Below are 22,736 nucleotides of genomic sequence, written 5' to 3' on the forward strand. Positions count from 1 at the left end.
ATGAGGAGTGTTGAGATAATGAAAATGCGGGTTTCAGCCGTTCAGTATCATTTGCACACGATTAGTGGATGGGAGGAATTCGCCGCACAGGTGGAGCATTATGTGAAGGTCGCGCAGGAGTTTGAAGCGGATTTCGTGTTATTTCCGGAGCTATTTACGACTCAGCTGATGTCCATTGGCGATGAGAATGGCAAGGCATTGCCGATTGAAGCACTACCTACTTTTACGGAGGCATATCGCGCCTTATTTCAAGGACTCGCGCAGCAAACGGGCATGCATTTGATCGGCGGCACGCACATTACAGCTGAGGGGGACAAGCTGTATAATACAGCGTTCTTGTTCTATCCAGATGGACGAATTGGCGAGCAGAAAAAGCTGCATATTACCCCGACGGAAGTGAAGGAATGGGGGATGGGTGCGGGGGATTCCTTGCAGGTTTTTGATACGGACAAAGGGCGGATTGCCATTCTAGTCTGTTACGATGTGGAATTCCCAGAAATCGTGCGGATGGCTAGAGCGCGTGGCGCAGATGTGCTGTTCGCTCCTTCGTGCACGGATGATCGGCACGGCTTCCATCGGGTCCGGTATACGTGTCATGCCCGGACGATTGAAAATCAAATCTACGTTGTGACAACAGGAACTGTTGGGGCTTTACCGACGGTTGATTTCATGAGAGCGAATTTCGGACAAGCCGCTGTCATTACGCCAAATGATGTACCTTTCCCGCCTAAAGGCATCCTCGTCGAGGGTGAAATTAACGGCGACATGGTCGTTACGGCGGACCTTGATCTATCCCTGCTGACTCTCGTTCGCGAAAAAGGCTCCGTCACCACCTGGCGCGACCGTCGAATCGATTTATACACGGATTGGTCCTGAGAACATGAGAAAACAACTCTATGTGTTCGATGGAGACACCCCTGTGGAGGCGGTCATTCGCACATATGGTGTGGCGGATTTTGATGCGCTGATTCGCGTTCAGCAGATGAGCTTTCCACCGCCGTTCCCTTCGGAGCTCTGGTGGACGAAGGAGCAGCTCACTGAGCATGTGACTCGTTTCCCTGAAGGGGCGCTGTGTGTGGAGGTGGCGGGTCAGGTTGTGGGTTCGATTACCGGGCTGCGCGTGGATAGCGAGGCTATGGCTGATGCTGCCGATCATAGCTGGTCAGCGGTAACGGATGATGGCTACATCCGCACGCACCAACCAGATGGCGATACGCTTTACATTGTGGATGTGTGCATCATGCCTGCGTACCGCAAGTTTGGTCTCGGTAAGTGGCTCATGCAGTCGATGTATGAGGTTGTGGTGCAGTTGGGGTTGGCACGGCTGCTCGGGGGCGGGCGGATGCCTGGCTTCCACAAGGCTGCGGAGGCGATGAGCGCCGATGAATATGCGGCAGCTGTGATGGCGGGGACGCTGAAGGACCCGGTAATTACCTTTTTGCTGCGATGCGGCCGGACGAAGGTAGGCGTGGTTGCGAATTATTTGGAGGATGAGGAATCGCTGAATCATGCGTTGTTGATGGAGTGGCGGAATCCTTTTAACTAACTAAATAGGAGTGAGTTGACCTTATGGAATTCATACGTATAACGAGTATTGAGGATCCGTTATTTCGATCGATGCACGATCTGATGAAAGAGGTATTTCCGCCAGAGGAAGTGCTTGACTATCCTTTGTGGAAAGAGCCGCTAGAAGATACGGGCATTCGTGTGTTTGTTGCGGTGCATGAAGGCAAAGTGGTCGGGACGACGGAGTACCGCTATTATGAGGATTGGCAAGTAGCGATGACGGATTTCACCATTATTGGTGGGGCGGGGCTTGGGATCGGACGATTTCTAGCGAGAAAACGCTGGCAGGATCTTGAGCGATTAGCTGCAGAATCGGGTAAGCAGATAGCAGGGATGTTCGCTGAAATTTACGATCCATATCGGATCGAAGGGCATGCTTTTGGCGGGGTTAAGCCTATGGACCCTTACGTGCGACGTGAGGTGTTATCGCATCTCGGTTACAAGCGAATCGATTTCAAGTATGTGCATCCATCCTGGGAAAACAATGGGGAAGCTGTTGAGGAGTTGGATCTTTGCTTCCTGCCGACTGATGAAGACAGGGAGGAAATTAGTGCGGAGTTGGTCGCGAAGTTCTTGCGACGGTACTATGCGGTGCTAGCGAACAAACCTCATGCGTGGGAAGCGATGGTTGCTGGTTTGGAAGGGAAAGAGACGTTGGCGCTTCTGCCGTTGTAACCTTGGTTGCGGTACCCGTTTTACCACCACTATCCGATGGATAAGAGTGGTTGACCACTCGTAAATCGTAGGAATGACTGGTTATTGTGTCTATGGAGGTGGTCAACCGCTTCTATTAGTCACTTGTGCCTCGAATTATCGCCAATATCCGATGGATAAGAGTGGTTGACCACTCGTAAATCATAGGAATGACTGGTTTATGTGTCTATAGAGGTGGTCAACCACCTCTATTAGTCACTTGTGCCTCGAATTACCACCACTATCCGATGGATAAGAGTGGTTGACCACTCGTAAATCATAGGAATGACTGGTTAATGTGTCTATAGAGGTGGTCAACCGCTTCTATTAGTAACTTGTGCCTCGTTTTATCTCCAATATCCGATGGATAAGAGTGGTTGACCACTCGTAAATCATAGGAATGACTGGTTATTGTGTCTATAGAGGTGGTCAACCGCTTCTATTAGTCACTTGTGCCTCGAATTACCACCACTATCCGATGGATAAGAGTGGTTGACCACTCGTAAATCGTAGGAATGACTGGTTTTTGTGTCTATAGAGGTGGTCAACTGCTTCTATTTAGTGCCTTGTATAGAAAAAGGGACTGTCCCACTAAGCTCTGGGACAGCCCACTCCGAACAATTAGTCTACCAACCGAAATCCAGCGTCTTACCTGTCTCTGCTAACGTTTTGATGTTACTCAAAATCATCCACCAACTAGCCTTCGTAGACTCGAAGCTGGGGTGATCCGGCGTCCATTGATCATTCACGAGCGTTAACTTCGTACAGTTACCAACGGTTTCTAGGGTTATGGTCATACGTGATTCAAACTCCGCGTGGTTCTCCCGATAGGAAGGGCCTGCGTGCTCGGTACAGCTTAATAATTTCTCAGGCTCATAAGCCAAAATTTTGCCATACACATGCACCGTTTCATCGCCATCTTGACCTGGGCCTATATAGGAATAGTCAGAGCCAATTTCAAAGGTAGAATGCAGCACGCAGCCGAACAAAATTTGTCGAGTTCCCTCTGGTGTGATAAGAATATCCCATATTTGCTTTGGACTTGCGCCAACATAAAATTCATACTTCAGTTCCATAACCGCTCGCACTCCTTCGCTTCTGTAATCCTACCCATCATAATCTATCTATGATTCCCATGTATTGTAAAAACACGACAAGGAGTGATCGATATGTCTACGAATCTGAATCCGAGTACGAGTCCGAGTACGAATGTGAGTCAAAATACAAGTCGCCCAATGCCTAGTCTCGGTATCATCAACTTTCAGCAGGGTGGACACCAATTTCAGCTTTGTCGCTATACGCCTGCGGGGGATGTAGCCTTTTTCGTTCGGCATTATTGGGTGGTCAGATGGGACCTAGCCGGAAAAGACCCTTACACACAGCATATTATCCCCAATCCCTGCGTGAATCTCGTTGTGGAGCCGGAGCGCACGGCGATTTATGGGCCTGGCAAAGAGAAATACGGACATCACCTTGAAGGTCAGGGGAGTGTGTTCGGTGTTAAATTTAAGCCAGGCGGTTTTTATCCGTTTATCAAAGAAGCCGTGTCTAGCATGTTGAACAATCCGCTGAGTATTGAGCGTGTCTTTGACTTCGATCCTCGTTCCTTAGAAGCTCAAGTGTTTAGTCACAATGATGATCAACGTAACGTTAGCGTGGTTGAAAACATGATCAGGACGAAGCTGCCTGCACAGGATGACCAAGTCACGCTGATTAATCAGATGGTGGACTATGTGTATGAGCAGCCGGACATAACCAAAGTGGATGCTTTGTGTGAGCATTTTCAAATGAACATTCGAACGCTGCAGCGTTTATTCGACCAGTATGTCGGGGTCAGTCCGAAATGGGTGATCAAAATCGCCCGCATCCAGAACGCAGCGGAGACCACCGATGGCAACGACACGCATAATTGGGCGAAGCTGTCGATGGATCTTGGCTACCATGATCAGTCGCATTTTATAAAGGATTTTAAGTCGATCCTTGGCCAGACGCCGGAGGAGTATGCTCTGGGGAAACGGGCTGCTCAGCAATAAGCAACAGATCGGTATTTATTTTTTATTATTCTAAAAATTTCCTCCTGAGATGTCGATATATAGGATGACTAACAACCTAGGACAATTTCACTAAGGGGGGCATCAAATGAAATTAAATCTTCAACGACTATTCCTGGTATTTGCTTTCCTATTTTGTTTTAGCCTTATTTCCGGTGCTATTGTAGGTAAATCTGCCTACGCTGCTACTACGGACACTGCCACTAACGTACAGGATTATAAGACGAAGCTTCAAACCGCTTTGAATAATCGAGTAACTTCCTACACAATTACTTACACTGGAGGACAGTTAAATGATGTTACATTAGCAGGCATCATATCGGACATCTTCAGTGCAGATGACTATCTCTGGTACGGATTGAAATCGCAAAAATACAGCTGGACATACAGCGGTACGAATACGACTGTCACGTATACATTTACATTCTGGGAAACGTTGGATCAAGTGAACGCTGTTTCTGCTAAAGTCACAGAGGTGTTAGCTTCCATCATTACAGCAGGAATGAACGATTTTCAGAAGGAAAAAGCCATCCACGATTGGATTGAATTAAATTTGGCGTATGATACGTCCTTAGTTCAACATTCTGCGTATGCTGGTCTTTTTGGAAACAAAAAAACCGTATGCCAAGGCTATGCGGTTCTCGCTTACAAAATGCTAAAAGAAGCAGGTATTGAGAATCGAATTATCGAGGGTGTTGCAGGTTCATCCCTTCATGCTTGGAATCTTGTGAAGTTGGATGGGAATTGGTACCACCTGGATACAACTTGGGATGACCCAGTGCCAGATGTAGCCGGACGAATTGTATATGACCACTTCAACTTGACAGATGATCAAATTAAGCCCGTGCATTCATGGACGAAGACGTACCCTGCTGCCGTTACTTCATTTGAAACGACGTTAACTGAGAAAATTACATCCGATTCAGGTAATGCTGCTTTCTATCAAGGACTTCAAGATGTCATGAATTTGAAGTATTTGTTAGCAGAAAACACAGTAAGTAACTCGACTGAGCTCGCCGCAAAGATTCAAACCGCCATCAGCACGCATCAGCCATCATTCAAAGTTCGTCATACTTCTAAAAGTGCTGCTAGCAACGATCTGAAGGCTGCTGTCACCGGCTTCAGTAATATCTCATCATACGGCTGGGGAATAAGTGAATTCTTAAGAACCACTGTAACGACGGATGCATTATTTACTGTTTATTTAAATTACAGTGACCCTATAGCTGTTACGGGTATTACGTTAAATACTAGCAGCACAGATCTTAAGGTTGCAGGCACTGTTACATTAACTCCTACTCTGCAACCGGTTAATGCTTCAATTAAACAGGTTACTTGGTCATCTTCTAACACCGCTGTTGCTACCGTAAGTGCAACAGGTGTGGTAACAGGCAAAACAGCAGGAACTGCGACCGTTACTGCGACTACAGCAGATGGTAGTTTTACCGCTACAACGACGATAAACGTATTCGTCCCAGTAACTGGTGTAACTCTGAATAAAACAACGCTTAGCTTAAAAATTGGTGATTCTGACTTTACACTGGTAGCGACGGCAGCTCCGGTTAATGCATCCGTGAAAACCGTAACTTGGTCTACAAGCAATGCTTCAATCGCCACAGTTGACGCTAATGGTGTGGTTCACGCAGTCGCATCAGGTTCAGCGACAATTACAGCGACATCTGCGGATGGTACAAAAACGGCAAAATCCGTTGTTACTGTTCCGTTCCGCGTAGAAAGTGTTTCACTGGATAAGAGTACGCTGACCGCTAGCCTAGGTACTACGGCACCGCTTAAAGCGACAGTAGCGCCGACCAATGCCTTGGTAAAAACAGTGACTTGGAGCAGCAGCGATACAACGGTAGCTACGGTTAGTGCAACAGGCGTTGTGACTCCTGTCAAAGTAGGATCGGCTACAATTACTGTTACTACTACAGATGGCTCTAAAACGGCAACCGTAGCTGTTACCGTGGTACAACCAGTCACCAGCGTGACCTTGAACACGAAGACAATGAGCCTCAAAGTTGGCGATGCAGATGCTGCACTTACAGCAACAGTGGCTCCATCGAACGCAACAGATACATCCTTAATTTGGACGAGCAGTAATGCGGCAGTAGCAACCGTTGATGAGAGTGGTGTTGTTCATGCTGTTGCCTCTGGCTCAGCTGTCATTACTGCGAAATCAGTTATTGGGGCCAAAACAGCCACTGTTGCAGTCACTGTACCTTATCTCGTTAATAGTGTCTCGTTAAACCAATCTGCACTGACCGTACGTATCGGTACATCAGCAACACTGAAAGCAATTCTTAACCCTCTTAATGCGGCTGTCAAGACAGTGACTTGGAGCACCAGTGATGCAACCATAGCTACGGTAAGTACGACTGGAGTTGTGACGGGTAAAGCTGTAGGAACGGCTACAATTACGGTCACTACAACGGATGGCTCCAAAACAGCCGAAGCCGCAATCACCGTCGTTCAACCCATAACGACGCTTACGCTTAGTACAAAGACATTAAGTTTGAAGATTGGCGATGCTGATGTCACACTTGCGGCAACCATATTGCCTGCGAATGCCACCGATAAATCACTAACGTGGACATCTAGTAAACCAGCGGTTGCAACAGTAGACCAGGACGGAGTTGTTCATGCTCTTGCTCCAGGTTCAGCTACAATCACAGTTAAGGCAACTAATGGTACTACAATGGCAACGACTGTTGTAACGGTACCAACACCAGTAAGCGGTGTGACCTTGAATAAAACAACTTTGACGCTAAAAGTCAATACGACTTCACCTTTAGTTGCAACGCTAGCACCAACACTTGCTACCGTTAAAACGGTAACCTGGAGCAGTAGTGATACGGCAGTAGCAACTGTAAGTACACTAGGTGTTATTACAGCCAAAGCAGCAGGAACAGCAACGATTACTGTAACTACGACGGATGGTGCCAAGACAGCAACGCTTGCCCTTACAGTCACGAATTAATAGCTAACTAAACATAGCGCTCAAGCTGAACGCACGATAGAAATAAGAGGGGGCCCGCAGGCTCCCTCTTATTTCTAGTAAGTATAATTACATATCATTTCCGATGTATTTTTCTTACAGTAAAAAGGTAAACAATGGATGGAAGGGGGGCTTGAATGATGCCCCAAATGCTCCAAAACCAAGGGCAACGGGCGCCGCGTCTACGAGAGTCAACGTACAGCCATGCACCTTGTACGAGTAAAATGAGAGCAAGGCCGATCCATGCCCAAGGGATGCAAATCGTTCACCCGCACACGAAAAAATATGTAGAATGATTTATTAGCTTATCACGCCAGCAGGTAGACCTGTATAATGACAGCGAGTAAGTTGCTTTGCAGGTATGGATGAGAAGAATAACGGAGGACAACATAATGAAACAAGGAATATATGCAAGAGCGGGCTTATCCCCAGAAGAGCTAGAAGAAGTTCGGGCACTATGGGAGATATGTAATGTGCACGAGGGCATCGAAATTAAACTGAACTGGGGTACCTTATCTAGCCGTCCTGCCGTCGTAACGAATGATTTCGTGTATTACGAAAATGATCGGATTATCGGCTTCCTAGCGATCTACAGCTTCCTTTCCACCGAAGTGGAAATCAGCGGGATGGTGCAACCGGAGGCGAGGCGTCGAGGGATTTTCAATCAGCTCGTTCAAACGGCCATCGAAGCATGCAGAAAGAGAGAGGTTGCTAAGCTTATTTTCATCAATGAGCGGGGATCGGAAAGCGGTAAAGCTTTTTTGACGAAGCTGGGCTCAAATTACTCCTTTTCTGAGTATGTGATGGTGCTGAAAGAAGAGGTGATTCCGCCTGCCTCCACCCAAACAGAGCTAAGCATTCGCTTAGCGGATAGCGCAGATACCGAACTGTTGGTGGAGCTGAATATGTCGGGTTTTGACATGGCAGAGGACGACACACGCGAGTACGTCAAGCAGACGATCACCGGCGACAAGGAACGAACATGGATTGCGGTGCTCGGTGAGAACAAAGAGCCTATTGGGAAAATTGGAGCGATGGTGGAGCCGGGAGCAAGTGGATTTATTTATGGCTTTTGCGTCGTGCCCGGTGTGCGTGGCCGGGGATATGGTCGTCAGATTTTAAGCCAAACGATTACGGCACTCAAAGAACGAGATCAAGCGGCGCATATTAAACTGGAAGTATCGGTCGAAAACGAGAAAGCGCTCGGCCTCTATGAGTCATGTGGATTTGCAACGAAAAATGCCAATGACTACTACGTGCTCCTCCTCGGCTAAAAGAAAAGGATAGACAGCAGATCGCTCTGCTGTCTATCCTTTTTTGCTTGATGGTTATATCATATTTTAATGATAAATGAGTTCAGAAGACGCACTAATAATCGTTCCTGTATTAAGGCCTGCACAAATATCTTTCATCGAGCCAGGCTTGTCGAAATTAAACACATGAATCGGTACGTGATAGTCCCGCGCTAGAATGAAAGCGGATTGATCCATCACCTTCAAATTATGCTGAATCACATCGTTGTAGTGGAGAGATTTGTACTGGAGCGCTTCCTGGTGGTGCTTCGGATCTTTATCGAACACACCGTCCACGCCTTGTTTGGCGACTAGAATCGCATCGCAGTTCACCTCAATAGCACGTTGAACGGACGGATAATCCGTTGTAACGAAAGGCTGTCCATTTCCACCTGCGAAAATGACGATATACCCTTTTTCCAAGTGATGAATAGCTCGTAAACGAATGAATGGCTCCGCCACAGAAGCGATTGGAATCGCTGTCATGACGCGCACCTCGGCCTCCGTCTTCGCTTTCAACACACCGCGCAGCATTAAGCTGTTGATGACTGTCGCTAGCGTGCCGATGTTATCAGCCTCGGCTTTCTCGATGCCCCAGCTTTCGCCCATATTGCCGCGGAAAATATTGCCTCCACCGATGACAAGGCACACTTCAACACCTAAATTTACGACGGTCATAATTTCGTTGGCAATATGATCCAGTTGTGTAGGGTCGAATCCGAAAGAGTTGTCACCTGCCACAGCCCCGCCACTCAGTTTAATGAGAACTCGTTTGTACCGTAAAGCCATTACCCTATCCCCTCTCTCTGATGAGAATGCCTGTACGATAGTTGTGTCTGACAAGGATGCGTTGTGTGACGAACAGCGGATGCTATAAAAAAACACTAAAGCCTCGAATGCTCTAGTGTTTTCTGTGTCTGCGTTCTGCTGGTTAGAAGTAATTGTACATGAACTAGGCAGGATTTTGCAATTTTTGCGGAACCCGCATATGGACGATAAGGCCAATGATCACAAGGATTAGCAAGGAGCCCAGAGCGACACGGCTTGCTAAGTTGCCTGAGGAGGCCAATGCCCATGTTATCGAGCCGTAGAGTGCAGGTCCGACAATGGAGGAGACCTTACCGGAGAAAGCGAACAGACCGAAAAACTGGCCACGTTTGTCTTCCGGCGTAAGCTGCACGATGAGTGTGCGAGACGTCACCCACATAGCGCCCATGGAGACGCCGTATAAGCTGCCCGCTATCCAGAAGATGCTCTGGCTCGTCGCTAAGGCGGCGAGGGAGATGGCCACAATTAGAATGATGGCGACGATGGTCACCGCTCTCTTAGGACCCATACTCCTCGTCACATAGCCGAAAAGGAAAGATCCGATGATGCTCGATACCGTCGACACGAGATAGAGTAGAATGAACTGCCCAGTCGTGAAACCCATCACCGTATTCGCATAAATGGCCATAACCGCAATCGCTGTGGCAATCGCATCGTTAAAGAAGAAGTAGGCGATCATGAACGTGAAGGCTGCGTGATACTTCCGTGCTTCCTTGAACGTCGCCCAAATCTCGCGATAGCCGCCGAGCAATGATTTGTTGCTAGCCACAGGCTTCTGAGGCTTCTCTTTGTACAGGAGCATTATCGGCAATGAGAAGATGAGGAACATGACGGCACTCGGAATGAACGTACTCTCGAAATGATTATCATGAACGAGCGGGAACACAATAAGACCGACGAGCGTGCCCACGTAACCAACGGCGACACCAAAGCCAGAGATCAAGGGAATCTCGCGTTCATTGCCCAGATCGGAAATCATGGAATCATAGAACACCAGGCTGGAATTATAGAAAAATTTAGCGATCATGAAGAAGAGAATGACGCCGAGAATCGACGTGTTGAGACCCAACCACTCTTGATCCGTCTTCCATAGGGCGGATGCCCCCATAAGGAGCGTCGCGATGATCGCGATGAGTGTGAAGGGGATGAGATAGGCTTTCTTTTTGCCCGTGCGATCAATCCAGACCCCGAATAAAGGCGATAAGAGCACCAAGAAGAAGCTAGACAGCGCATTGGAGTAGGTGATGAAAGTACTCGCTATTTGGTTGAGCTCCTCGCTTTTGCCTAACGTTTCTTTTAAATAAAACGGATAAAAAACAGTCACGATATTAGAAGAAAAAATGGTATTTGCAAAATCGTACATCGCCCATGCGAAAATCGGCAGGGAGAAAAATAACGCCCAAACACTACGTCCTCGCAATGGATTGGAAGTGGATTCAAGCTTTGCCATGAGGGGCACACCCTTTCTCTTCACTTACCTCTATTTCTCTAATATATTGGCGATTCTGTAGAGAAATCCCTCTTCTGCTCAATAATAAAATCTCTCCCCCTTAAATAAGGAAGAGAGATCATGTAATGAACATCTAGTAATCTGCTAGTTGAACAGTTAGTTTTCCGATTGGGGCTTGATGAGATCGACCTCAATCATATCCTGATTTTCTTGCATCTTCAGTACATTAATGCCGTTGCGTTGTAAGGTGGTGGAGAGCGTTTCTTTGTTTTGGGCAGGGAACACGTAGGCTAGGCTGCTTTTGTTGTCGAGCAAACGCTTTGCTACTTGGACGAGTCGTTCCATGGTGAACGGCTTTTTGAGATATTTCTCAATCTCTTTCTCATGATAATCGTGAGGTGGATCAAGTGCTGTAGATACAATGACTGGCGTTTGTGCATGTACAGGGTGCTTGTACAGGTCTGCGATGAAATCCCAGCCGGTTTTCTCACCTTCAAGATGAATGTCCACGATGAACAAAATCGGACCTTCTCCCTCACAGCGCCGCAGTGCAATCATGCCTTCTTCAGCGGAACGCAGCTGGATAGACGGCAGACTCAACTTGTGCAAGGCGACTTGAATTAATTTGGCTAGATTATCATCATCTTCGAAAATAACGATTTTTCCGTCTAGTCCCAAAATTTCATATTGGTCTAGATCAATTCGGAAGGTGGTGCCATGCCCCATTTCAGACGTGTAGGAGATGTGCCCGCCATGCCCCTCTACAATTTCCTTCACAATGGCAAGTCCAAGGCCAGTGCCACCAATTTGGCGGCGGTCGGAGTTGTCGACACGGAAAAATTTCGAGAACATATGCGCATTCGCTTCCTGCGGGATGCCTAGTCCGTAATCTTGAATGGCAATGGTAATTTTACCTTCGTTGGCCGACAAATGAATGTCGATGTGATCCGCCGACGGCGAGTATTTAATGGCGTTGCTAATTAAGTTATCAAATACTTGGCGAATACGGTCGACATCTGCTCGTACCCAGAGTTCTGGCTCTTGCTGATGAAGGACAATCTGATGCAGCTGTTTATCCTGCCATTGCTCTGCGATTTCGGTTACGACGGAACGCAAATTAATGGGAGAGAAGTGATAAGATTGACGACCGGACTCCATGCGTTGCAGATCTAGGAAGTCATTAATTAAATTCGATAGGCGCTGCGCTTCGTTATAAATGGTCTCCATGTAGCGCTTCTGCTTCTCTTGCGGAAGCTCGCGATGCAGCAAGATTTCGATAAAGCCGAGCACACTGGCAAGCGGTGTACGCAGCTCATGTGAAACAATGGAGATAAATTCATTTTTCATTTCATCAACGCGTTCTTCTTCCGTTCGGTCACGGAAAACAAATAGGTACCCTTGCTGCTCAGTGCCTTCACTCACAACCGTAGCGTACAGCTCAGCATGTTGGAGCTGCTCGTCTTGCTGGAAGCTAAAGCGTTGCGTCAAATGCGACAGCGAACGATCAATTAAGGCCTCGATGGAAGCGGCTACCCCATGAAAACTAGGTGATTTGGCCCCGATGTCATAGCTACAGGTAACTAGGTTTTGTCCGATACGTTCGTTAAGCCCGAAATACTGATTCATACGATGATTGGAAAAGAGAATCGTGCCTTGCGAATCGCACATCATCATGCCCTCGTGGGCGGATTCTAAAATATTTTGAATGAGATCGTGCTGCCCTTCTAATAGCTGCTTCTCTGCAGTAAGTTGATCGTTCAGCTCTGCTAGGCTGTTTGCCTGCTGCAGCTTCTCGTCATTCACAACTTGTGCATAGAAAGCGAGTCCGAATTGACGTACTAATCCTTTGGTCAGACGCTGATTATCTTCTTGAAAGATTGAGCTTTGATAGCTCGTTAGTAAGAGGAAGCCAATCACTTCTTGCTTATCATCCATCAGAGGCGTGTACTGGTCGACAGCTCGTGTCATCCCGCTATGGACACCTTGCTCATTGCCGGACACGTCCCGTGTGTGTGTGATCGAAATGCCTTCATCGAATACACGCCTAGCTGGACCGAACAGCTCACTCCGAGAAGTTTGAATATGTCCCTTCGGATAACCGATAGAATGAATAACCTCATACGTCACACTATCCTGAGTACGGCGTTCCATTACGACCAGCGCTGCATCCTGCACAAGTGAGTTGAGTAGGGCAGGCATCGTGTGTTTCAAGAAATCGGTCAACTTAACATAACCTGTTAACTTCTCCTGGTAGGAAGAAATGAGCTCCAAATCCTTTTCGCGTTCAGACAGCTTAGCCAGCGTGATCTGCTGTTCCTCCTGCTGGGCAATAATTTCTTCATTCTGAGATTCTAGACTTTCCGCCATATACCGGTACGTTTCTTCACTCTTGCGCAGCTCTTTTTCCGCTCGGATGGATCGTAAGGAAATAATAATGGACAGGGCTCCTGCAAGAAGTGCGATAAGGCTGCCGATCCTTGTGATCATGCGAGAGGTTGTGCCTGCTTCATGTGAAGACGAATAGGCTTGCGATGTAATCTGTTCGATATTGTTTTCAATGCTCGTATGAATGACCCGATAGCGATCCATTAACGTTTTACCGCCAGTGACACGGGCTTTCGCTTCTTCAATTTTACCGGCTCGGATTAAGTCCAAGGTAGTGTCATAGTATTTTTGCAAATTTGTAATGGCAGGTATCGCTTGTGTATCAATAATGATTTGTAGGGTCGGATATTTTTTGTCGTAGGTTGACAGCGTGTTTAAATTAATCGCGACCTGATCTCTTCCCGTGGTATACGGTTCAAGAAACTGTTCATTTCCGGCTAATTCGTAGCCTCGTAGCCCCGTTTCCTGGTTAATTAAGTTGGTCAATAAGCTATTGGCCGTCGTTAAAATAGGGATAGCCTCATTCACGATCGCGTTGCTTTCTTTCTCCATATTCCGAGAAGCCACATTGTTGTACGCACTGACGAAGATTAGTAAAACAACAATTAAAATTACATACAGCAGAGAGATCCGTGATCTCGTGAATGTTTTCATACCAATCGGTCACCTAGCTTCTAAATAGATTAAAAGATTCTTTAGGAATTCGACAAACCTCAACAATTTCCTCTAAAAAATGATAATGTTATGTTTTCTGCCATGAATGATTGCGGAAAGTGACAATGTCGTTTAAAATATGAGTCAATGACGTATTGATGTCAAGAAATAAAACATGGAAGAATTCCTAAGAGGGGGGCGCACTGTGCAGGTGAAAAACATCAAGATTCCGCCGCGTCATGAAGTACGTCCATATTTTCAACCGATTATTTCTTTGCAGAATCAACGAATAATTGGGTATGAAACACTGGGTAGACGGATCCGTGAAAGCGGTGTGGAGAGCTTAGGTCCCTTTTTTAAAGATCCTGACATTTCCGAGGATATGCAGCTTATGATCGATCGGCACTTAAGAGAGCAAGCCATAGAACGCATAGCGGCTGCTTCCGATGAGAGTGAGCTATTTATCAATTTAAAGCCCTCGTGGATCTATCGAACTTATAAACGAACGGGTGTCTTACCAACGATTGAATTATTGAAAAAATATCATATAAATCCCTCGCGCATTGTTATTGAAATTACGGAAGAGGAATTTAAAGGCCAGCTCCAAGAGCTGACGTGGATTGTTGAACTGTATCGTGAATTCGGATGTACCATCGCCATTGATGATGTGGGGAGCGGGTTTAGTAATTTTGATCGGATCGCCAGCCTGCAGCCGAAGATCTTGAAGATTGATTTGAATATCTTGAAAAAGAGTATCGTCCACGATGGCTATAAGGCGGTTATGCAATCTTTCTCCATTGTGTCTGCTCAAATCGGTGCCTCGCTGCTCGTCGAAGGCGTCGAAACCAAGCAGGAGCTGCGCAGTGCGCTGCAAGTAGGCGCGAGATATGTACAAGGATTCCTATTCTCCAAAGCCGAACCTGATCTACAGCGACCGGATGCTTATAAATCCATGCTGGAAGAGGAAATCAAGCTGTTCGGGCAGGATGAATTCCAGCGATACAGTCGGCTACTGAGTGTATATCAGAAGTTGGATTCGCTGATCAATGCTTCCGTTCGTATTTCGAACGCCGAAGAGGCTGACGCAGTTATCGAACAAACCATCGGTATCGTCACTGATAATTGTATCCGCATGTACATATGCCAGGGGGATGGCTACCAGACCTCATCCAACTACACCCGTACAGAGGTAGGCTGGAGCAAAGATGAGAGCTATCGCCAAGCGAACTGGACGTGGCGGCCTTATTTCATCTCCAACATCCTGATGATGAACCTGCAAAAGCAAGGCATACTCTCCCAAGCCTATACCGACTTAGATACCTCGCGACAGATTCAGACCTACTCGTGTGCGATGGGCGAAGGATATTATTTGTTTTTGGATTTGGTGATATGAGGTGGGGGATAACTCAGCAGCAAGAGAGTAGAATAGATAAGAGAAAAAAGGAAACATGGATAGCATGGAGCACAAAAGAGGTTACCCCAGGTGAAGCTTGGGATAACCTCTTTTGTGTTTAGATCGGGCGATGATGTAGCGAGAACAATTAAGCCGTAACTGTAAACCCGCAAGCTGAAATCGGATACTGGCCGAACCCGAACCCGAACCCGAACCCCCTACGCCTCCACCCACTCGCGTCGGAGAGAGAACAGATCGCGCAGCTCGTCAGTCGACAGCTCGGTAATCCAGTTCTCGCCTGAGCCAACGATCTGCTGGCTAAGGCCGAGCTTGCGCTCGATCATCTCGTCGATGCGCTCCTCCAGTGTGCCCAGCGTCACGAACTTGTGCACCTGCACATGCCGCGTCTGGCCGATCCGGAAGGCGCGATCCGTCGCCTGATTCTCGACGGCGGGATTCCACCAGCGATCGTAGTGGAATACATGATTCGCCGCCGTCAGGTTGAGCCCGATGCCGCCGGCCTTCAGCGAAAGAATGAACACATTTCGCTGCTCCTCCGCCGGCTGGCTCACATCTTGGAAGTGCGCGATCATTTCGTCGCGCCCATTTTTGGATGTTCCGCCGTGCAGGAACAGTACTTTCTCGCCGAGCTCCTGCTGAAGCACATGCTGCAACAGGTTGCCGGTCTCGACAAATTGCGTGAAGATCAAGCATTTGTCACCCTCTTGGCGCAGCTCCTGCACCATCTCGAGCAAGCGCTCCAGCTTGTTCGAGCGTCCGCTCCATGGCGCGCCCGGCCCTTCTTTAAGCAGCAAAGCCGGGTGATTACACACCTGCTTAAGCTTCGTTAATGCGGCCAAGATGAGCCCGCGCCGCTCCATCGCGGAGAGCTTATCCAGTCGATCGAACATATCCTGGATGTAGTTCTCGTACAACGAACCTTGCTCGGCTGTGAGCGAGATGAACGTTTTGGACTCGTTCTTCTCTGGCAAATCCAACTGAATGGCTGGATCCTTCTTCTCGCGCCGCAGCAAGAAAGGACGGATCAGCTTCTGAACCTTGCCGATCGTCGCTTCATCTCGCGTCTTCTCAATGGCATTCACATAGCGATGCGTGAACTCGCGCACTGTGCCGAGATAGCCGGGGTTCGCGAAGTCGAAAATCGACCACAGCTCGGTAAGCCGATTCTCAATTGGCGTTCCCGTCAAGGCAATGCGATGAAACCCATTCAGCCGGCGGATTGCGGTGGCTTGTTTGGTGTAGGCGTTTTTAATATTTTGAGCTTCGTCCAGACAGATCGAGTTCCAAGCAATAGCGCCCAGCTCACTCTCATCCAAGTGGGAAAGCGTGTAAGACGTCAAGACAAGATCATACTTGCCAACGATTTTCTCCTGAAAGGCAGACCCTTTCAACCGCTGCGGTCCATAGTGAAGATGGACGCGCAAGGAAGGGGCAAACCGTTTCAGCTCCATCTGCCAGTTGCCTAGAACGGAGGTCGGACAAACCAACAACGATGGTGTATCGGGTTGCTCGGTCTCTTTTACCGTTAGCAAATACGTAATCCACTGGATCGTTTTCCCAAGCCCCATGTCATCGGCTAGGCAGCCGCCAAGACCGAACCGTCTCAGGAACAACAGCCACGAGATGCCGTCCACTTGATAATGGCGCAGCGATCCATGAAAGCTAGGCGGCGGCTCGATGGTCGGAATCGCCGAGGTTTGCGTCAGCTGGTCGATCATGTGACGCAGCTGCTCATTCAGCTCGACCTCCATGTCGAGGTAGCGCATCGCGTCGGGATCATCTTCGGCAGGCAATAAACCGCCCGCGTCACCGGCAAAATGCAGCTCCAACACATCGCGGAAGGAGAGTCCCTGCTTCTTATGCACCTGCTTCATAATCTGCTCGACCTGTGCCATGAATTGCGGGTCGAGTTGAATCCAGTTGCCGCGAATCTGGATCAGCTTGCGCTTCTCCTCTAACAACTGACGGAACTCCTCTTCCGTCAGCTCCAGATCACCCACAGCCAGCTTCCAGTCGAATTGCATCAGCTGGGTCAGTCCGAACATCGTCTCCCGTCCCGAACCGACGGAAGACTTGATACGAGCGCGCAGCTTCGGCCGCATCTTGCGGATGCGCTCCCACCACGCGGGCAGGAACACGCTCGTTCCTGCCTCAACAAGCCGCACGCTTCCCTCTGCGAGGAAGCGCCAAGCCTCCTCCTCCGTCAACGTCTGACGGAGGACGCCCTCGCCCGCATCCAGCCATGGCAGGATGCGCAGCCACTTCGCCGCGTCGCGTTCGACGCGGGCGATCTCTGGCAGCCACGCCTCCGGCAGCGGCTGTTCACCTGCGACCGGCTCGCCGACGGTCGTCACGGTGCGCAGCACCTCGGGCGCCAGCCGGTCTTGCAGCAGCACGCGCAGCTGCCAACCTGCGCCATGCGCCAGGTCCGGCTCTACGAGCTGCAGGCACGTCCGCATCGGCGTCCGGTCCTGACGCCAACCAATGCTGACGAGCCAGTCTTCCTCGTCCAGCCACACCTCCGCGCTGACATCAGCGCGGCGCATTAACGGATACGCAGCTTCGAGCTTGCGTAAATTCTCCTTCATGATGCCGTCGGCGTCGACCCACTCCGGAATCAGCGCATGAATCCAGCGTGAAACCGCTGGCGTTTCAAGCGTCTGCAGCTCCTCAGGCAGCTGCAGCTTCCAACCGATCTCGCCGGACTTCCATTTCTCGTAGTCCGGCATGAAGCGACCTGTCGCCAGTGACTCGCGCACAGCAGGAGCCAATCGAATCAAATCGGCACAGGAAGCGTGCCAGTTGAGTCGAAGATGCTGAACCGGCTGAGGTTCGCTGAAATAGTCGAGCGCTTCCAGCGGTTGCAGCTCGATACCTTCCCGATTTTGCCATTCACTCGGTTCCATGAAAGTGCCGAAGAAGGAGGCGCGATGCCATGCGAATAACATATGTTTTAAATCAAGAGCATCCCAAATACCGCCGTTTTCGCGGGAACCCCATAGAAATAATGAGCCGTTCGGTAAGGAACTAACGTGAACGGTCAGCGCGCTGGTTTCGATCATCGAATCCATTTTCCTTTCTTGAGCTCTTCTTGGAAAGCACGCAAACGCGAGAACTTATCCGCTAAGCGGTAAATATAGTGCTCCCAGCGGTCATCCTGGCCGATGTGTTTATAAATACTATGCAGCTTCTTCAGTAGGCGGACTGCCGTCTTGTAAGAAGCCCTATTTTTCTCCAAAACAGCCCGTTCGGCTGCTTGATGATAGAGCGGAAGAAGCAACGCGGAGTCATGCTCTTCGATCGCTTTGAGTTCCATTCCGTACAGATTTAAGGGTGAAATCCGATTCGCAAGCTGCAAATCCACCCACTGACGGTACCGCTTCGTTTGCAGCAAATAGGCGGTGTAATAGTAGTAAGAACGAGGCAGCAACGACTCCATCACCTGTACCCATTCGCTATCGTTCGCCAGATGCTTGGTCGTATCTAGCCAATATTGGCAGAAAGTCCGAAAATCATCGTGATTCGCATTGGCAATCGATGGAAATATCCAACGCAGCCAGATCAGCATCTGATCCCACTGTCCATCGTTCGCAAATTTATTTAGATAGAGGAAGAAGTCCTTCGCATGCGGATGAGCCAGCTGTCCAAGACGTTCGAAAGCGTATTCGGTATTCCCCTGCATAATATCAAAATGCGCTCTAGCCGCAAGCAAGACATCCTTCTTCTTTGGAAGCAGCTCCTTTTTCGCTAGAAGAACATCTAGACGCGTTACTTCCTCTTTCTGTGCGCTAGGTTGATCGGTCAGCTTCCACCAGATAAACCGATACACGAACAGCCAGTCAACGGGACTGTCCTTGCCTTGCAGGGCGGATTCTCCGACCATTTTCATCGTAGACAGCCAAATCTTCGGCTCCGCTTGGAAAGAGCGATTCACATCGATCCGTTCCACGAATTCGACAAGCTTATCTTCACAGTTTTTGGCGGCGATTTTGCACCCATTTTCATGATAGTAAGACAGGTAGGAGCTTTTCGTTTCTTGATAAAATTGTTCGATTTTCCGCATCATGAACAGCACAATGTGGAACATATAGAGCTCACGCGTCGTATCGCGCCAGTTAGCTGCATAAGGCGGCAACGACTCCAAGGCGGACTCATAGAAGGTTTCTATGGAGTGCTGATGAGATATCGAGAAGCCGTGAAATTTCCCTTCGAAAAAACGATGCCAATCGCTAGGCATACTCTCTTCCAAAGGCACATTGGCCTGTGCGGCCGCTTTGCGTTCTTGAATAACGGAAGCTGCAGCGCCACGAGCTGGCTTTTTCCGTGTGTGGATTTGTTGCTTTAACTGCTGCAGAACAAGCTCTGGTCGACCATAAGTGGCGTATAAGCTGAAAAACGTAGCACCAATATGCTGACAAAAGCCCTCAAAGGAGCAAGTGCAGGTACTCGCTGCAAAATTTTCTAAATGAACTTCAGCCGTGTGGATCTGTTTGCCTGCGACGGTTGCTAGCACACTAAGACCCTTGAGATCAACCTCGGTCACTCGGCCTTTATGATAATACTCCCAGCCTTGCTCCAGACGGGTGGCGTCGAAGTGAAGCGGGATCTGCTTGATGAGGTAATTCATTCGATTTTTGGGAATTTGAAGTTTCAACATGTGATCGTTCCTACCCTCCGAGCGGCGCATTCCTTCTTCCATAGTAACAGATTTTTTCCGAAATTGCCCATTTCCACAGTTTATGCCAAAGGGGATATTTTTAATCCGCCCCCAAAGGGGTTAACCCTGCATTCTTACCTAGAATATGATAAAGTGAAGCTAGACGAATTGCTTATCGAAGGGAGACTGCGCGAGTGGGTATTAAATTTGGTCGTGAATATAAGGACATTGTTACTGATTTTGTACGTGGGATCGAAATGGTGAATGGATTCTACGAGCTGCTGGAGATGAATGCAGAAGACTGGCAGGAGCTGGATGAAAGTGAACAGGAAGAATGCCTGCGTACGCTGGCTGACGATATATTCTACGGATTAGGCAGTGCACCGGTGATGCAGGTTGGAGCGGGCTCAGTTAGACATGATGCAGGTAATCACGTGCTCAAGGTACATGATGGCGAAAAGCTGGTTTCGGTCATATATTTGGTCTAAAACAGTCAGAAGTGAGATATAGAAAGGTGTAAAGAAGCTATGTTGGATGGAGCAAGAAAGGTTCTACAACAGGTTTATGGGTATCCGGAATTTCGTGAAGGCCAGAAGAATATCATTACGAACCTTCTCGAAGGTAAAGATACGTTAGGCATTATGCCAACGGGCGGCGGAAAATCGATCTGTTACCAGGTGCCGGCACTGCTGATGGAGGGCGTGACATTAGTCATTTCCCCTCTCATCTCTTTGATGAAGGATCAGGTGGATGCGCTTGGAGCGCTCGGTGTTCCTGCCACGTTCATTAATAGTACGCTTGAAGCCAGAGAAGTGGAACAGCGCATGCAGGGGGCTATGCAGGGTAAATATAAATTGCTTTACATAGCGCCGGAGCGTCTGGAGTCGGAACGGTTTCGCGCACGCATGGCGGCGTTGAACCTGCCTCTGGTTGCGATTGATGAGGCACACTGTGTCTCGCAATGGGGTCATGATTTCCGACCGAGCTACGTTTCGATTGCGCCGTTCATTCGTCAACTGCCGAATCGCCCCATTGTGGCTGCGTTCACGGCAACCGCTACGGCTGAAGTGACAGCAGACATTGCCCGATTGCTGGAGCTGGATACCGCAGGTATTTTCATCAATGGCTTCTCACGCGACAATTTGGAGCTAACCATTCTTCGCGGGGAGAATAAGCGGGATTACATACAGAATTATGTGAAGGAACATACTCATCAGCCTGGCATTATTTACGCTGCGACGCGTAAGGATGTGGAAGATTTGTATGAGACGTTGCGTAAAAAAGGCTACGCCGCCGGCAAGTATCATGCCGGACTTTCGGATGATGAGCGCTCCTACATGCAGGAGGCGTTTCTCTACGATGATATTCGCGTTATGATCGCGACGAACGCTTTCGGGATGGGCATCGATAAGTCCAACGTGCGGTACGTGATTCACTACAACATGCCGAAAAATATGGAAGCCTATTACCAGGAAGCAGGTCGTGCGGGGCGTGATGGCGAGCCGAGCGAGTGCATTCTGCTGTTCAGTGCGCAGGATATCATGACGCAGAAGTTCCTGATTGAGCAGAATCAGCTATCCCCGGAACGCAAAGCCAATGAGTACAAAAAGCTCCAAACGATGATCGACTATTGCTATTCGCCGCGCTGTTTGCGGAATGCCATTTTACATTATTTTGATGAGCAAAATATTAAAGATACCTGCGGGAACTGCAGTTCCTGCAAGGATGATCGCGACACCGTCGACATTACCGTCGAGGCGCAAAAGATTTTCTCCTGCATTCGCCGCATGAACGAGCGCTTCGGGATCTCGATGGTCGCCTCGGTGCTCAAGGGCTCCAAGGCGAAGAAGATCATGGACTATCGCTTCGATCGTCTGCCGACACACGGCATCATGAGCAATCTGCCTGAGAAAGAGATCGCCGAATTGATCAATGTGCTTATTTCGGAAGGGTTTTTGCAGCTGTCTGAGGGGCAGTACCCGGTTGTTCGGTTGATGCAGCCTGCTGCCGAAGTGCTTCAGGGCAGGCTGCCCGTGAATCAAAAGGTACGCAAACGGCCTGTTCGCGCTGTCGCGGCGATGGACAATACCCTGTTCGAGCAGCTTCGCTTGCTGCGTCGTGAAATGGCTGCGCGCGAGAAGGTGCCGCCGTATATTATTTTCGCCGACAGTACGCTGCGAGAGATGAGTGAGAGCTGCCCGACCACGGAAGCCGCGATGCTGCGCATCAAAGGGGTCGGTGAGGTGAAATACCGCAACTATGGAAAGCCGTTCCTGGAGCTTCTTCGCACGTATGCGGGAGAGAGCGATTTGGGTGCGGTTGCGTATGATTACGAATAAGGATAGTAGCCCAATCGCTGATACAGAATGCGCCTCTCATACAGGCGCGGTTGCGAATGATTACAAGTGAGGGAGCGGAGGTGTTGGTGAGGGTGAAGCTAGGGAAAGCGGAAGTGGATGACCGGCTTGCTGAGCTGGGGACGTGGAGTCTAGAGGCGGAAGAGAGCAAATGGATCGTACGTAAGTATCGGTTTAAGACTTTTCTGAAGGGAATCACCTTCGTGAACGAGGTCGCTCGAATCTCAGAGGCGGTGAACCACCATCCCATGATCGCAATTGATTATAAAATGGTGACATTGCGCCTGACCTCTTGGAGTGCCGGAGGCTTGACCGAGCTTGATTTCTCGACCGCAGCCAAGTTTGATCAGGCGTATGCGGAGGTCACAGCGGAGTAAGCGCAGCGGAATGC

The 22,736-nt window shown here is 48.9% G+C and carries 17 protein-coding genes; 11 read left to right on the top strand and 6 right to left on the bottom strand.

Annotation, left to right across the window (positions count from 1 at the left end):
• Window positions 1-18 precede the first annotated feature (18 nt).
• From AC58P7_RS17175 to AC58P7_RS17185, 3 genes are read left to right on the top strand one after another with little or no spacing between them, the layout of a single operon-like run.
• Window positions 19-876 carry a carbon-nitrogen hydrolase family protein gene (locus AC58P7_RS17175; protein ID WP_497344902.1) on the top strand — a complete coding sequence of 286 codons (858 nt, stop codon included), beginning with the start codon at window positions 19-21 and terminating at the stop codon, window positions 874-876.
• 4 nt (window positions 877-880) lie between these two features.
• Window positions 881-1,546: a GNAT family N-acetyltransferase gene (locus tag AC58P7_RS17180; RefSeq protein WP_497344904.1), complete on the top strand. Its 666-nt coding sequence runs from the start codon at window positions 881-883 to the stop codon at window positions 1,544-1,546.
• A gap of 23 nt (window positions 1,547-1,569) precedes the next feature.
• A complete protein-coding gene (locus tag AC58P7_RS17185; protein ID WP_497344906.1) occupies window positions 1,570-2,241 on the top strand; it encodes a GNAT family N-acetyltransferase in 672 nt (223 codons plus the stop codon).
• 644 nt (window positions 2,242-2,885) lie between these two features.
• Here the strand turns inward: AC58P7_RS17185 and AC58P7_RS17190 are convergent.
• Entirely contained in the window at window positions 2,886-3,335 is a 450-nt protein-coding gene (locus AC58P7_RS17190) for an SRPBCC domain-containing protein (protein ID WP_497344908.1), read from the bottom strand.
• Window positions 3,336-3,428: 93 nt separating this feature from the next.
• Here AC58P7_RS17190 and AC58P7_RS17195 point away from each other — a divergent pair, with 93 nt between their 5' ends.
• The 4 genes from AC58P7_RS17195 (at window position 3,429) to AC58P7_RS17210 (ending at window position 8,582) form a co-directional block, all read left to right on the top strand.
• Complete coding sequence (locus tag AC58P7_RS17195) at window positions 3,429-4,292, top strand: DUF6597 domain-containing transcriptional factor (RefSeq protein ID WP_497344910.1); 864 nt, start codon at window positions 3,429-3,431, stop codon at window positions 4,290-4,292.
• Between the two features lie 106 nt (window positions 4,293-4,398).
• The gene (locus AC58P7_RS17200) at window positions 4,399-7,290 is read left to right on the top strand and encodes an Ig-like domain-containing protein (RefSeq protein WP_497344912.1); all 2,892 of its coding nucleotides are present in this window, start codon (window positions 4,399-4,401) and stop codon (window positions 7,288-7,290) included.
• Between the two features lie 158 nt (window positions 7,291-7,448).
• Window positions 7,449-7,604 carry a hypothetical protein gene (locus AC58P7_RS17205; protein WP_497344914.1) on the top strand — a complete coding sequence of 52 codons (156 nt, stop codon included), beginning with the start codon at window positions 7,449-7,451 and terminating at the stop codon, window positions 7,602-7,604.
• Between the two features lie 96 nt (window positions 7,605-7,700).
• A complete protein-coding gene (locus AC58P7_RS17210) occupies window positions 7,701-8,582 on the top strand; it encodes a GNAT family N-acetyltransferase (protein WP_497344916.1) in 882 nt (293 codons plus the stop codon).
• Between the two features lie 66 nt (window positions 8,583-8,648).
• On the opposite strand, the gene pyrH is transcribed toward AC58P7_RS17210, so the two are convergent.
• The 3 genes from pyrH to AC58P7_RS17225 all read right to left on the bottom strand — a co-directional run bounded on the left by pyrH (window position 8,649) and on the right by AC58P7_RS17225 (window position 13,917).
• Entirely contained in the window at window positions 8,649-9,389 is a 741-nt protein-coding gene (pyrH, locus tag AC58P7_RS17215) for a UMP kinase (RefSeq protein WP_171638199.1), read from the bottom strand.
• Between the two features lie 163 nt (window positions 9,390-9,552).
• Entirely contained in the window at window positions 9,553-10,878 is a 1,326-nt protein-coding gene (locus tag AC58P7_RS17220; RefSeq protein ID WP_497344918.1) for an MFS transporter, read from the bottom strand.
• Window positions 10,879-11,034: 156 nt separating this feature from the next.
• Window positions 11,035-13,917, bottom strand: coding sequence for an ATP-binding protein (locus tag AC58P7_RS17225; protein ID WP_497344920.1), 2,883 nt, complete (start codon window positions 13,915-13,917; stop codon window positions 11,035-11,037).
• A 205-nt stretch (window positions 13,918-14,122) separates the two neighbouring features.
• On the opposite strand from AC58P7_RS17225, the gene AC58P7_RS17230 reads away from it, so the two are divergent.
• A complete protein-coding gene (locus tag AC58P7_RS17230) occupies window positions 14,123-15,310 on the top strand; it encodes an EAL domain-containing protein (RefSeq protein WP_497344922.1) in 1,188 nt (395 codons plus the stop codon).
• A gap of 218 nt (window positions 15,311-15,528) precedes the next feature.
• Here the strand turns inward: AC58P7_RS17230 and AC58P7_RS17235 are convergent, their stop codons facing one another.
• Both AC58P7_RS17235 and AC58P7_RS17240 read right to left on the bottom strand, forming a co-directional pair.
• Window positions 15,529-18,402: a DEAD/DEAH box helicase gene (locus AC58P7_RS17235; RefSeq protein WP_497344924.1), complete on the bottom strand. Its 2,874-nt coding sequence runs from the start codon at window positions 18,400-18,402 to the stop codon at window positions 15,529-15,531.
• A complete protein-coding gene (locus AC58P7_RS17240; protein WP_497344926.1) occupies window positions 18,390-19,988 on the bottom strand; it encodes an SWIM zinc finger family protein in 1,599 nt (532 codons plus the stop codon). Before AC58P7_RS17240 ends, AC58P7_RS17235 begins: the two co-directional genes overlap by 13 nt.
• A gap of 194 nt (window positions 19,989-20,182) precedes the next feature.
• Between AC58P7_RS17240 and AC58P7_RS17245 the strand changes: the two genes are divergently transcribed.
• The 3 genes from AC58P7_RS17245 to AC58P7_RS17255 are packed head-to-tail and all read left to right on the top strand — an operon-like array spanning window position 20,183 to window position 22,722.
• Window positions 20,183-20,476 carry a hypothetical protein gene (locus AC58P7_RS17245; RefSeq protein WP_497344928.1) on the top strand — a complete coding sequence of 98 codons (294 nt, stop codon included), beginning with the start codon at window positions 20,183-20,185 and terminating at the stop codon, window positions 20,474-20,476.
• Between the two features lie 39 nt (window positions 20,477-20,515).
• Window positions 20,516-22,327, top strand: a complete 1,812-nt coding sequence (recQ, locus tag AC58P7_RS17250) for a DNA helicase RecQ (protein ID WP_497344930.1) — start codon at window positions 20,516-20,518, stop codon at window positions 22,325-22,327.
• Window positions 22,328-22,383: 56 nt separating this feature from the next.
• A complete protein-coding gene (locus AC58P7_RS17255; RefSeq protein WP_497344932.1) occupies window positions 22,384-22,722 on the top strand; it encodes a 4a-hydroxytetrahydrobiopterin dehydratase in 339 nt (112 codons plus the stop codon).
• The last annotated feature ends 14 nt before the right edge of the window (window positions 22,723-22,736 follow it).

This window comes from Paenibacillus sp. J22FR5 (genome assembly GCF_059691975.1).

What these genes read in the sequence shown, in the direction of transcription:
- recQ (WP_497344930.1), top strand. Translation starts at nt 20,516, where the DNA reads ATGTTGGATGGAGCAAGAAAGGTTCTACAACAGGTTTATGGGTATCCG.
- AC58P7_RS17200 (WP_497344912.1), top strand. Translation starts at nt 4,399, where the DNA reads ATGAAATTAAATCTTCAACGACTATTCCTGGTATTTGCTTTCCTATTT.
- AC58P7_RS17180 (WP_497344904.1), top strand. Translation starts at nt 881, where the DNA reads ATGAGAAAACAACTCTATGTGTTCGATGGAGACACCCCTGTGGAGGCG.
- AC58P7_RS17220 (WP_497344918.1), bottom strand. Translation starts at nt 10,878, where the DNA reads ATGGCAAAGCTTGAATCCACTTCCAATCCATTGCGAGGACGTAGTGTT.
- AC58P7_RS17255 (WP_497344932.1), top strand. Translation starts at nt 22,384, where the DNA reads ATGATTACAAGTGAGGGAGCGGAGGTGTTGGTGAGGGTGAAGCTAGGG.
- AC58P7_RS17235 (WP_497344924.1), bottom strand. Translation starts at nt 18,402, where the DNA reads ATGGATTCGATGATCGAAACCAGCGCGCTGACCGTTCACGTTAGTTCC.
- AC58P7_RS17205 (WP_497344914.1), top strand. Translation starts at nt 7,449, where the DNA reads ATGCCCCAAATGCTCCAAAACCAAGGGCAACGGGCGCCGCGTCTACGA.
- AC58P7_RS17175 (WP_497344902.1), top strand. Translation starts at nt 19, where the DNA reads ATGAAAATGCGGGTTTCAGCCGTTCAGTATCATTTGCACACGATTAGT.
- AC58P7_RS17195 (WP_497344910.1), top strand. Translation starts at nt 3,429, where the DNA reads ATGTCTACGAATCTGAATCCGAGTACGAGTCCGAGTACGAATGTGAGT.
- AC58P7_RS17210 (WP_497344916.1), top strand. Translation starts at nt 7,701, where the DNA reads ATGAAACAAGGAATATATGCAAGAGCGGGCTTATCCCCAGAAGAGCTA.
- pyrH (WP_171638199.1), bottom strand. Translation starts at nt 9,389, where the DNA reads ATGGCTTTACGGTACAAACGAGTTCTCATTAAACTGAGTGGCGGGGCT.
- AC58P7_RS17225 (WP_497344920.1), bottom strand. Translation starts at nt 13,917, where the DNA reads ATGAAAACATTCACGAGATCACGGATCTCTCTGCTGTATGTAATTTTA.
- AC58P7_RS17190 (WP_497344908.1), bottom strand. Translation starts at nt 3,335, where the DNA reads ATGGAACTGAAGTATGAATTTTATGTTGGCGCAAGTCCAAAGCAAATA.
- AC58P7_RS17240 (WP_497344926.1), bottom strand. Translation starts at nt 19,988, where the DNA reads ATGTTGAAACTTCAAATTCCCAAAAATCGAATGAATTACCTCATCAAG.
- AC58P7_RS17185 (WP_497344906.1), top strand. Translation starts at nt 1,570, where the DNA reads ATGGAATTCATACGTATAACGAGTATTGAGGATCCGTTATTTCGATCG.